This window comes from Paenibacillus sp. BJ-4 (genome assembly GCF_020404765.1).
Classification (GTDB): Bacteria; Bacillota; Bacilli; order Paenibacillales; family Paenibacillaceae; genus Paenibacillus.
The window spans coordinates 79,927-91,837 of record NZ_JAIVEM010000122.1 but is presented as its reverse complement, the minus strand read 5'-3'; the positions used below and the strand labels follow the sequence as shown (position 1 = coordinate 91,837).

12 protein-coding genes and 1 pseudogene are annotated in these 11,911 nt (G+C 41.1%); 10 read left to right on the top strand and 3 right to left on the bottom strand.

Annotated elements, in window-relative coordinates; translation table 11 throughout:
* Positions 1–2 precede the first annotated feature (2 nt).
* The 4 genes from LCF57_RS18680 (at position 3) to LCF57_RS18665 (ending at position 4,080) form a co-directional block, all read left to right on the top strand.
* Positions 3–803: a response regulator transcription factor gene (locus tag LCF57_RS18680; protein ID WP_226002044.1), complete on the top strand. Its 801-nt coding sequence runs from the start codon at positions 3–5 to the stop codon at positions 801–803.
* A gap of 137 nt (positions 804–940) precedes the next feature.
* Positions 941–2,275, top strand: a complete 1,335-nt coding sequence (locus tag LCF57_RS18675; RefSeq protein ID WP_226002043.1) for an extracellular solute-binding protein — start codon at positions 941–943, stop codon at positions 2,273–2,275.
* Positions 2,276–2,301: 26 nt separating this feature from the next.
* Entirely contained in the window at positions 2,302–3,183 is an 882-nt protein-coding gene (locus LCF57_RS18670) for a carbohydrate ABC transporter permease (protein ID WP_226002042.1), read from the top strand.
* A gap of 15 nt (positions 3,184–3,198) precedes the next feature.
* Positions 3,199–4,080 carry a carbohydrate ABC transporter permease gene (locus LCF57_RS18665; RefSeq protein WP_226002041.1) on the top strand — a complete coding sequence of 294 codons (882 nt, stop codon included), beginning with the start codon at positions 3,199–3,201 and terminating at the stop codon, positions 4,078–4,080.
* A 192-nt stretch (positions 4,081–4,272) separates the two neighbouring features.
* On the opposite strand, the pseudogene LCF57_RS18660 reads toward LCF57_RS18665, so the two are convergent.
* Positions 4,273–4,696, bottom strand: a pseudogene (locus LCF57_RS18660) (hypothetical protein); the annotation flags it as partial.
* A gap of 313 nt (positions 4,697–5,009) precedes the next feature.
* On the opposite strand from LCF57_RS18660, the gene LCF57_RS18655 reads away from it, so the two are divergent.
* The 4 genes from LCF57_RS18655 (at position 5,010) to LCF57_RS18640 (ending at position 8,045) form a co-directional block, all read left to right on the top strand.
* Positions 5,010–5,570 carry a GNAT family N-acetyltransferase gene (locus LCF57_RS18655; protein WP_226002040.1) on the top strand — a complete coding sequence of 187 codons (561 nt, stop codon included), beginning with the start codon at positions 5,010–5,012 and terminating at the stop codon, positions 5,568–5,570.
* A 200-nt stretch (positions 5,571–5,770) separates the two neighbouring features.
* The gene (locus LCF57_RS18650) at positions 5,771–6,733 is read left to right on the top strand and encodes a helix-turn-helix transcriptional regulator (protein WP_226002039.1); all 963 of its coding nucleotides are present in this window, start codon (positions 5,771–5,773) and stop codon (positions 6,731–6,733) included.
* A 109-nt stretch (positions 6,734–6,842) separates the two neighbouring features.
* Positions 6,843–7,469 (top strand): type 1 glutamine amidotransferase family protein, encoded by a 627-nt coding sequence (locus LCF57_RS18645; RefSeq protein ID WP_226002038.1) that lies wholly within the window; start codon positions 6,843–6,845, stop codon positions 7,467–7,469.
* 51 nt (positions 7,470–7,520) lie between these two features.
* Positions 7,521–8,045, top strand: a complete 525-nt coding sequence (locus LCF57_RS18640; protein WP_226002037.1) for a VOC family protein — start codon at positions 7,521–7,523, stop codon at positions 8,043–8,045.
* A 450-nt stretch (positions 8,046–8,495) separates the two neighbouring features.
* Here LCF57_RS18640 and LCF57_RS18635 read toward each other — a convergent pair whose 3' ends face one another.
* Positions 8,496–8,888 carry a hypothetical protein gene (locus LCF57_RS18635; RefSeq protein ID WP_226002036.1) on the bottom strand — a complete coding sequence of 131 codons (393 nt, stop codon included), beginning with the start codon at positions 8,886–8,888 and terminating at the stop codon, positions 8,496–8,498.
* Positions 8,889–9,031: 143 nt separating this feature from the next.
* Positions 9,032–9,391, bottom strand: a complete 360-nt coding sequence (locus LCF57_RS18630; protein ID WP_226002035.1) for a putative zinc-binding protein — start codon at positions 9,389–9,391, stop codon at positions 9,032–9,034.
* A gap of 394 nt (positions 9,392–9,785) precedes the next feature.
* On the opposite strand from LCF57_RS18630, the gene argR reads away from it, so the two are divergent.
* Together argR and arcA are read left to right on the top strand one after the other, a co-directional pair.
* A complete protein-coding gene (argR, locus tag LCF57_RS18625) occupies positions 9,786–10,238 on the top strand; it encodes an arginine repressor (RefSeq protein ID WP_226002034.1) in 453 nt (150 codons plus the stop codon).
* A gap of 434 nt (positions 10,239–10,672) precedes the next feature.
* The gene (gene arcA / locus LCF57_RS18620; protein WP_226002033.1) at positions 10,673–11,905 is read left to right on the top strand and encodes an arginine deiminase; all 1,233 of its coding nucleotides are present in this window, start codon (positions 10,673–10,675) and stop codon (positions 11,903–11,905) included.
* The last annotated feature ends 6 nt before the right edge of the window (positions 11,906–11,911 follow it).

The following is an 11,911-nucleotide window of genomic DNA, read 5'->3' as shown; positions in this document are numbered from 1 at the left end:
AAATGAGTGTTTCATCCAAAACAATTCTAATTGTAGACGATGAACAGAGAACACGTCAGGGGATACATCAGACACTGGAGCAATGGGCCGCCGGGAAATACCGGATTGTGACATCGGCAAATGGATTGCAAGCATTACAAATGCTGCGGACGGAGACAGTTCATTTGCTGATTACGGATGTCCGGTTGCCGGAATTCAGTGGACTGGATTTAATCCGTTCCCTGGAACGGAGTTCACGTCGGCCGGCAATCATCGTCATCTCGGGATATGCGGAGTTTGATTATGTCCAGCAGGCTCTTCGTCTGGGAGCCGTCAATTATTTGCTCAAGCCGATTGATAAGCAGGAACTGCTGAATGCGGTAGATGAAGCGCTCCGGCAAGAGGAGGAACGTCAGCGATACGAGAAGCTGGGAAAGATAGCTGATCCTGTTCTGCTAGAGCTTGACCTCCAAACGGCTGCTCTTAGTGATCCAATACGGCGTGCTTTCATCTATATGGCCGAGCATCTTAACGAATCCATAACGATGGCGCAGACTGCTGCACATTCACACCTGAATGCGAGCTATTTTAGTGTTTTGTTCAAGGAGCAAAGTGGTCTGTCCTTCAGCGAATATCTGCATCGGCTGCGTATCCAACGGGCCAAGGAGTTGCTTCTGCATACCCAGTTGACGATTGCGCAAATCGGAGAGCGCTCAGGCTACCGGACAGATAAATATTTTATTAAAGTGTTCAAAGCGACCGAGGGGGTAAGTCCCAGCCGCTACAGGCAGCAGATGAGTAAAGGGCCTGAGAATATTGACTGACATCACAGGCAGCCCACAACCCAATAAAAGTGGAATTATACCCAATCAGCGTACCCTGTTGGAAGCAAGAGTGGAGTGCTAAACTTACAAATGATAACGGTTACAAAAAATAAAAATACAACAACGGAGGTCTAACGATGTCCAACGAGTATTGTTTACGTAAGCGCTCACACCGAAAATGGGTTGCTGGGTTGACCCTGCTACTGTCATTGATGCTAGTGCTATCTGGTTGCAGCGCTGGTAAAGAAGGTTCCGATGGAGGAGGCGGAAAAATTACGCTCAAAATGATGCACCTGTGGCCAGAGGGAAGCTCGGCACAGCAGAGCAAGCTGGTTACCCAGATTATAGATCAATACCAAAAGGATCATCCGAATGTCCTCATTCAGCAGGAAGTGCTGGAAAATGAACAATATAAAAACAAACTCAAAGTGCTGTCGGCTTCCAATGAATTGCCGGATATCGGCATCACCTGGGCAGCTGGCTTCATGGAGCCTTATGTTAAGGGTGGATTATTTACGCCGATGGATGACCTGTTGAATGGTTCCAACCTCAAGGGCAAATTCGTACCGGGAACGACCGAAGCTTATGCGCTGAATGGAAAAACGTATGCGCTTCCCATCGAATTGAACATTTCACCCATTTACTACAACAAAGCCATATTCCAAAAATATAACCTGAAAGTGCCTGCGACATTTGACGAATTGAAGCAAGTTGTGAAAACACTTGCAGATCATGGAGTTGCACCGATTGCACTGGGCAATAAAGACCGCTGGACCGGCTCCCTCTGGTACATGTATCTGGCGGACCGTATAGCAGGTAACGAAACGCTGAAAAAAGCGATTGACGGTTCAGGCTCGTTCGATGACCCTGGTTTAATTCAGGCGGCCTCCGAAATCCAGACGCTCGTGGATATGAATGCCTTTAACAAAGGATTTAACGGCTTGTCCAATGATGAAGGAAAATCCGAATTTATGAACAGCAAGGCTGCCATGTATTTGATGGGGACTTGGGAATTGCCGAATTTTACGACCAATCCCGCAATCCCGCAAACATTTAAAGATCAAATTGGCTTCTTTAAATTTCCGATGGTTGCAGGCGGCAAGGGCAACGTGAACAGTTGGGTAGGAGGTCCGGGAGTAGGCTTATTCGTTTCGGAGAATTCCAAGGTGAAGGAAGAGGCCAAAGCGTTCGTTGAGTATTTCGTAGTCAAATGGGGTGAGCAATCGGTAACGCAGGCGGGAGTTATTCCGGCTACAAAAGTGGACACCTCCAAAGGGAATTTGCCCAAGCTGTACGTCGATTTACTAAATGGGCTGAATCAAGCCAGCAGCATTACATTGTTCGCCGATGTCCAGATGAAGCCGAATGCGGCGCAGGTACATTTGAATATGATTCAGGCGTTGTTTGGCAAAGCGGTGACACCACAACAATTTGCCGAGCAGCATAAGGCTGCCATCGAGAAAGGAAATTGAAATTGCTCACATAAGGAGGTTCGGCCGTGGAAAAGGTCATGTCCAATAAGCTTGTCATTGCTCTGTATGTGTTGCCTTCCCTGCTGCTGTTACTCGCTGTGATTTATGTGCCTATTGTGCTGACCGGCTATTACGGCCTGAATCAGTGGAATGGAATCGGCCCTATGACTTTCGTAGGGCTGGATAACTATCAACATTTGTTCACAGACACGGCGTTCTGGCAAAGTGCTTGGCATTCGCTGCTGCTGGCCTTGTTTTCAGGCGTCAGTTTGATCGGTTATCTGGTCATTGCGATGATTTTGTCAGGGAAAATCAAGGGAGCCAATCTGCTGAGGAAAATTTATCTGATCCCAATGCTGCTGTCTTCTGTAGCGATCGCGCAATTATGGCTCAAAATGTATCATCCGACGAACGGAGTGCTGAATTCCTTACTGGAGTCAGTCGGAGTTCAAAACCCACCCGAGTGGTTGGCTAATCCGTCTCTGGTGTTGCCTGCCCTATTCATCCCGATTATTTGGCAATATGCAGGCTTTTATATTCTGATCTATTATGCCGGGCTGAAAAACATACCCGAAACGCTGATGGAGGCTGCCCGGATCGACGGGGCCAGTGCCTGGCAGATTGCCACTCGTATCAAATTGCCCCTGCTGCGCGAGGTGATTAACGTTACGATCATATTGTCTATTGTCGGTTCGCTCAAATATTTTGACCTCATCTACGTCATGACGGACGGTGGGCCGAATGGAGCCAGTGAAGTGATGGCCTCTTACATGTACCATCAGGCGTTCCGCAGCTTTGATTTTGGATATGGCAGCGCTACAGCCTTTGCCCTGCTGCTCATCTGTCTGATTGCTACGTGGCTGATTCGCAAGGCTACCGCTACTAGTGACACGATCCAGTATTCATAATAGGGAGGAACAGACATGAAAACCCAGGCAGCCGCCAACTATCCGCTTGGAGTCGCTACCCGCGGCAAAATGTTAACTCGGGTCGGTTATGCCGCTTTGTATATCATTTTAATCATCTTGGCGGTGACGCAGCTTTTACCGCTGGTGTGGCTGATGCTGTTCTCACTTAAAAATAATCAGGAAGTGTTTAACCTTCCGCCGTTTGCACTCCCGTCCCAGCCGCATTGGGAGAACTATATGAATGTGTGGACCAGCGGTAATATCGGGCGGTATTTCTTCAATAGTGTGTGGATTACGGTCATATCCGTGGCGCTGACGGTGCTGCTGGCCAGCTTTGTAACGTTTGCCATTACGCGTATGCGGTGGAAAGGAAGCCAGCTGGTCCTCGGACTCTTTATGGTCGGACTGATGATTCCGGTCCATTCCACCTTGATTCCGTTGTTCAGTATGTTTCTCAAGCTGCATCTGACAGACACGTCGGTGTCCATCATCCTGTCGTATGTTGCTTTTAATCTGCCGACAACGATGATGATCTTGCTGGGCTTCTATTACGCCTTGCCCCGTGAAGTGGAAGAAGCGGCTGTTATGGACGGCTGCTCCGTCAACCGGATGTTTTTCCGGATTGTGCTGCCCATGACGACCCCGGTGATGGCAACGACATCCATTATTAACATGATCTATAACTGGAATGAATTTATTTTCGTCAATACATTCATCAGCTCGGACGAAAACAAAACACTGACCGTTGGCGTTCAGAACTTTATTGGACAATATACGACCGACTGGGGAGCAATCGGAGCTACGTTGATGATCAGCATTTTGCCCATTCTGCTTGTGTTCCTCATTATGAGTGACCGGATTGTGGAAGGGATCGCAGCCGGGTCGGTTAAGGGGTAAAGAGTTAAAGAGTAGAGGGTAAATGGTAAAGTTAAAAGGCTATCGGGATACAAATTTCCCTTGCCGAATTTGAAGTGCACCTCTTGGAGAAGGCATTGGATTAAACCCCTTGGTTTGTCCGATGAATGCCAAGGGGGTGCATTTTTTAATGCGAAACTAAGTGTCCACGATGGTCATATTTTGATCTAGCTTTACGACCAGTTCTTTGCCTTGCCCGATGGGTAACGTGATGAGGTCGCTCAGCGCATAGTATTGTAGGCTTTCGATCATATAGGTGACATACGAGCCAGCACGTTCGCCTGGCTTTTTCGCATCCAACTCATGAAACGTTTTACGTACTCGATAAAAAACATCCCGTTCTACTTTATGCTGCTTGCATTCTGGGACCCCAAAGAAAACCTTGGGCGAGGCTGCGGTTACCTCTGGCACGAGTACGGAGCCAAAGCGAGAAGCGAGGCGCTTTAAAAACGCCCAATCCGTCTCCTCATATTGTAAAACAAAAGATTCCAATTTGGCATAATTGCTTACGGTATCGGTGTAACAATCCCATGGAACAGCCTTCTCAGCGATTGCCCTGATCATCCAACTGATGAGTCACAATCGGCTCTTGCTCCATACTCTGCCCAATGCAGGCTGCTCCCTGTTCTTCGGTGAGCAACCCACTGATATGTAAAAAGGCATGATCATTAATGGTACGTCGGTTAAAAGAGAGATTTAGTTTACAGAATGACCCATTCGTTGGGGGATTCTCAATGTGTATTTATGGAAAAGGAGATGTTATGTGATGTGTAATATGAGTTAATATGGAAATATGGTGATATGCCACATGGTTTGCCATTTTGATGCTATTCGTGTTGCCAAATCAGATACCTAAAACCAAAATGATAACCTATCCAAACGATTTAATTTAAAAATAATGGAGTGATAGAATGATTAGGGGACTTGTACTTTTAAATAGTGGGAATATTGAAGATTACTTACCAGACTTGTATGATTGGAGTCTTACTGAAACCGAAAAAGAGCAACATACTTGCCAATCTATAAACGAAGTATCTCTATATGACAATTATAAGGAGAACGTACTGAAAAGGCTTGCGAATGGGCTATTAATATATATCTTGGTTGATAAAAGTAACAATAATAAACGGATAGGCAAGATCCAGCTTTTTGACTATAATTCTCGAAATAAAAGCGCCGAGATCGGATACTACTTGCCTTTAAAACATAGAAAACAAGGACATGCAAATGTATTACTTGAGTTATTTATAAGCACCATTTTTGAACGTAAGGATCTGGAGTTGAATAAAATTTATGCAACGGTTGCAGCATGTAATCAAGCATCCATAAAATTATTAGAAAAATTCCAATTTAAGCTGGAGGGGACTTATCGAGAGCATTATTGGTTTAGTGATGGTTCGATATGCGATCAATATCATTATTCTTTGCTAAAAAGAGAGTATATTAGCTTATCTGAAAAAAATAAAAGGTAATTGAATGATATTCATTTAAATGGATTTGAAGTATATTCCTTCCATCACCTTGACACACGTTGAATGTTGCGTGAGGAATGAAAGGCTGAAAGATTGATGAATAAAGGGATTTGCAAAGCTAATAATTTAGTGCGATCCTTTAGAAGTTAAAAAGGTATTTATAAAATATTGAGGTTTAATGAAAGATGAGGGTTCATGTTATGCCAAAAAACGATAATATGCTGGCCATTCTATGGATGCTGAATTCGGGCGTAAAAATGACTGCAAAACAAATATCCGAAAAGTTAGAAATAAATATAAGGACAGTTTATCGTTATATTGATGCACTATGTGCCAGTGGAGTGCCTATAATATCCGACACAGGTCATAATGGCGGGTATAGCTTGCTGAATAATTTTATCAGAGCGCCTTTACTATTTGATATTGAGGAAAAAAAGGCACTCCTTCATGCTGCTATTTTTGCAAAAGAGGCTGGATACCCTTTGAGTGAGGCATTAGACAATGCGACATCAAAATTGAAAATGTATTCGAATCAAGAGCAGGAAAGTATACTTAGCCGTCATTTAGCCGGATTTGAAGTTATTAATCGCATGGGAGACCCTTCTCTTCAGCCGATATTGGCGGAATTGGAGCAGGCTGTAGCCAACGAATTCTCTGTAGAAATGGATTATCGCACAAGCCATGAAGAACAACCCAAGAATAGGGTGATAGACCCCTATGGAATGGTCTACTGGAACAATAAATGGTATACTGTTGCATTTTGTCACCTAAGAAATGAGATCCGTAGCTTTAGGGCAGATCGGATTTTACAGATCAAGCGTACTTCAATCCTATTTAAGCGTCCCGAGGATTTTTCGGCTCGTGAATTTTTTTTGCAAAATCTGTTACCTCATTTAGTGGATAAGGACGGGTTAATTTCTTTAATCATTGAAGGCAGATCAGAGGCACTGGATGACTTATGCCTGCATTGGTTTTTGGGGCATCATCTGAAAGAGCGGACATCCAATCAAGCCATCTTTTTGCTTGAGGAAAAATCATTTCAAACCTATGTCCCTTATTTAATCCTACCCTATGGAAAATCCATTCGAGTAATCGAACCACAGAGCTTAAAGAAAAAACTTGTTGCTGTTGCGTCGGAGTTAATGGAATATTATCAACGTTAAAAGCTTCACTGACAGCAGATGTCAGTGAAGCTTTTTTATAATGATGATAATCATGGATTACCGAGGGTTGGTATCACTTGATAAATTATAAAATAAGGAGAACTTGCAAATGAATAGTACAGTATATCTTTATGTGTTTGACACCATGGCAGACTGGGAGATCGGTTACTTAACTGCCGAGCTAAACTCGGGGAGATATTATAAAAAGGGGCTGTCCCCATCAAAAATAGTTACCGTGGGAATGGAAAAGACCCCTGTAACTACCATGGGCGGATTGAAAATCCTGCCTGACATCACACTGGATGAGTGCAGCATTGAAAGCACAGATGCATTGATTTTACCCGGTGGAGATACATGGACAGAAACAATTCACCAACCCATCTTAAAAATCGCTGAGAGGTGCTTAGAGGAAGGTATATGGGTTGCAGCGATTTGTGGTGCTACCATGGGACTTGCCCAGGAAGGATTGCTGAATTCACGTTGGCATACAAGCAATGATCTGGAATACCTTAAAATGATCTGTCCCACCTACACGGGCGAAAAGTATTACAAAGTGGAGTCTGCTGTAACGGATGGAAAACTGATCACTGCATCTGGAGTAGCTCCGTTGGAATTTTCCGTACACGTCTTGAAAGCTCTGGGTGTGTTTTCTTCTAAAACATTAGAAGCCTGGTATAGTCTTCACAAGACTCGTGAATCCAAATATTTCTATGAGTTGATGAATTCAATCCAATGAAGGTATGAGCATAAGATTGAACTTTTACGATCATTTAAAGGAGGAGTAAAAATGACTGAAAGCAGAGAATATATGGGAGTGTCAGGTAAATATACAAAGAAGGGAATGCCCAACGGCTTTACATCTATTACCCCTTTTATTACAGTGAAGAATCCTTCTGAAGCAATAGAGTTCTATAAAAGTGTTTTCAATGCAAGGGTTAAGGATATTACTGAATATCCTGATGAGAATGGCAATAAAATAATTGTTCATGCGGAATTAGATTTTGGAAATGGTTTTTTGCAGCTAGGAGCAGCGAATCCGACATATCAATTGGTCTTGCCGCCAGATGAAGGCAATGCGTGTTATTCTTTAGGAATTTACGTAATGAATGTTGATCAGGTATTTGAAAATGCGGTAGCAAGAGGAGCAAAAGTAAGGGAACCGATTGCAAACTTTGTTTCAGGTGATCGATTCGGAAGTATATTGGATCCTTGTGGAGTAAGGTGGTCTATTATGACCAGGATCGAGGATTTGTCAGAAGAAGAAAGTAGTCGTAGGGTTGCTGAATGGGCCAAAAGCTTTAGTGGAGAATAAATGCAATAACTTTTTTGGTGTTAGCTCCTCAATCTTTGCAACACCAAAGATATCTTCCTCAGATTCTATTGTTATGGAACAAGTAAAGTAAGGGTATTTTTTCATATTAATTTTCTCCTAATCATTGTCAATTAGTAGTTTTGAATAATAGTTTTATACGGTGATAGATAAAAGTGGTAGGAGAGGAAGGGGCGTAGTAAAATCATCCTTGGTAAATACTTTTCAGTAAAGCGAAATCAAAAATTTCAAAATAATGTGGTGATCAAATGATAAGGCTTTAAATAGTAAGAATATTATGGATTACTCACCAGACTTATATGATTGGAGTCTTACTGAAACCGCAAAAGAGCAACATACTTGCCGCCCCATAAACGAGCTACCTCCATATAACAATTATAAAGAAAATGTACTGAAGAGGCTTGCGAATGGGCTATTTTTCACTTCGAGAAATTAGCTTGTAATAAAAAATAAAAGCGAAATTATCATCAAAAATAGATATATACTAGAAACCCGTTTTCCAATAAGAGCTCCAAATTCACTAGGATTTTTATATCCAATGATTAAACTGGGAGTAAAAAAAATACTGGATAGAAAAAGAGTGTAGTGAAACCCAGTATTGTTAACATTAGACCATGCGGGTAATCCTAACAAGGAAAGCAACTGGTCCCCAAATATGTAATTACCAAATTCAAAAGAAACAGCCATACCAAGAAGGGCTAAAACCAATGAAAGTGTTCCCCAACCTATCTTTTTTTCGTTTTTCTTCAACAATTTGAAGATAATTAGTAAAATCGCAATTGTTTGTATGCTATACGTCAATATGGATGAAAAGGAATGTTCCATAAAGTCCCTCCTTGAAGTGTTTGTCTATAAAAATAACACTGGTGGCCCTTAAAAATGTGTTAGGAGCCACCAGTAAAAACTAATTTACAATATTGTTACATAATGAGAGCCAGTTCAATTCACACCTTTATTTTGATTAAGAATTATTGTCCAATTAGCTCCAAGATTTGTGTGTAAGCATTCCTATAATGATCGGGGTTAGGATCTTCTCCTATTATTTTGGGTACGTCAAAGTCAGACAGCAGGAAATGGTGTTTGGGTTGAACTTCATGTCTTGCTAGGCAACTCTTGCAACAGGACAAGGGACAGCCGTCAATTGCAATGATATCACGTCCTGATTTTGCTGTTCTGACAAGTGGTTTGACATCACCACCAACACCAGCAATGCAGGACATTTCAGCGACTTTTTCTCGATCCATTGTTATAGCGATCATGTTAGCGGTTTGTGCTGCGGAGGAACATCCAGAACATGAATAGACAAGAGGTAAATCAGTTCTTTTCATCTTTGTACACTTCCCTGTTTTTTTCTTTGTGATCCATCACGGTATTTTTGGTTTTAGGTAAAACATAATTTAAATTGTTTGTATTTTAACTTAAATTTACAGGTTAGACCGTGATAATGATCACGACAACATTTTTTCAAAATCTACCATTAAACTTTTCATACAAGAAGAGGAGCTTCCAGCAATGAGAAGTTCCTCTTCGTTCGTTTCAGCGTTATCAATGAAAATAAATTCTGCGCATCTCTCAATAAATGACTCTTGCATTCATCAATAACACGACTGTAAACGGTATTCTAAAAGATAGAGTATACAGTCTGTATTCCTCTTTATAGCAAATAATAGAAAATTAGAGCAAAATGTGATAAAGCTATAATATAAAAAGGAGTGCCTTTCTATGAAAAAAGAAAAAAGACATCGGTTAATTAAGCAATTGGTGAGCGAATATGAAATAGAAACACAAGAGAAGTTAGTAGAATTGTTGGCAGAACAAGATGTAATAGTGACGCAAGCTACGATTTCACGGGATATCCGTGAGCTGAAATTAATAAAAATAGCTTCTCCGAAAGGATTTATGATATATAATGTTTCCTCAGAAATGCCTTTGCAAACTGATTTGAAGTTAAAGAAGAAGTTAAAAGAAGTTGTTGTAAAGATTGATTATATCGATCAATTAACGATTATAAAAACGTTACCTGGCAATGCAAATGTTATCGGTGTTTTATTAGATAGTTCAAAATGGAAAGAAATGGTAGGGTGTGTATGCGGGAATGATACCTGCCTTGTCATTTCCCAAACCCTATCGGATCGAAAGATTTTAGAAGAAAGACTTAATTTAATTTTTAGATAAAAATAGCTAGTAGATTGTCAAGAGAGAATACAAGGTTACTTGAATTTAGTAATTAAAGAGCGTAGGGTGCCCGAATCTGAGCATGCCGTAGATGTGATGTATCTTGTTGGCTCAAGCATCACAGCTACCTTGCGGGCGTTCCTTCGCTCTTTTTCTTGTTGATACGGCTCGCATTCTACATAGGCTGCAAGTTGATAATGTTTTTTTTAGATCAGCAGTTAAAGCCCAGATATTCATCATATATGCGTAATATGAAATAGGTTCCGTAGATAAAACTGACAAAATCTATTATAAAAATACATTTTTTTTATTATTTTAAAAATAAAAACGTGAAATATTTCTCAACAAAAATGTTGGCGTTTGCACAAGACGGAAAGCATGGACTATTTATGATGAACTTGTAAACATCAAAGATTAAAAAGGAGGTACGACAAATGAAGCATCCATTGCATGTGGCTTCGGAAATTGGGGAATTACAAACGGTTTTATTAAAACGTCCGGGACAAGAATTGGAAAACTTAACGCCGGATTATTTACAGCCGTTATTATTTGACGATATTCCCTTTTTGCCGGTGATTCAAAAAGAACATGATTATTTTGCCCAAACATTACGCAATCGGGGAATTGAAGTTCTTTATTTAGAAAAACTCGCGGCCGAGGCATTAGTGGATAAAAAACTGAGAGAAGAATTTGTTGACCAAATGTTAGCAGAAGGAAGGGCTGAAGGAAATGTTTCACGTCAAATTTTAAAAGAATATTTACTTTCCTTCTCAAATGAAGATTTAGTTCAAAAAATAATGAGTGGTGTACGAAAAAACGAAATTGAAACGGGTAAGAGTATGCAATTATATGAATTTATGCAAGATCATTCTCCATTTTATTTGGTTCCAATGCCAAATTTATATTTTACCCGCGATCCTGCAGCTGTTATTGGTGATGGGTTAACGATTAATAAAATGAGAGAAACTGCACGAAGACGTGAATCCTTGTTTATGGAGTACGTTATCAAACATCACCCAAGATTTACCAGTCATAATGTACCGGTTTGGCTGGATCGCAATTATGAATTTCCAATCGAAGGTGGTGATGAGCTCATTTTAAATGAAGAAACCATTGCCATTGGTGTATCTGCCCGTACTTCAGCTAAAGCTATTGAACGTTTAGCCCTAAATCTATTTAGCCGTCAAGAAAAGTTCAAGCGAGTACTAGCCATTGAGATTCCAAAATGCCGGGCATTTATGCATTTAGATACCGTATTTACGATGGTTGATTATGATAAATTTACAATTCATCCAGCGATCCAAGGACCGCAAGGAAATATGAATATTTATGTTTTAGAGAAAGGCCCGGATGAAGAAACGCTTAATATTACCCATCACACCTCTTTAATGGAATCTCTAAAAGAGATTTTGGGCTTAAAGGATTTGGTTCTTATTCCTTGTGGCGGAGGAGATGCAATAGCCTCTGCTCGTGAACAATGGAATGACGGATCCAATACATTAGCCATTGCGCCAGGAGTCGTTGTTACGTATGACCGTAACTATGTATCAAATGCTTTATTGCGTGAACACGGTATCGAGGTCATTGAAATATTGAGCTCGGAATTATCCCGTGGCCGTGGGGGTCCACGTTGTATGAGTATGCCAATCGTTCGAAAAGATATTTAAATTACG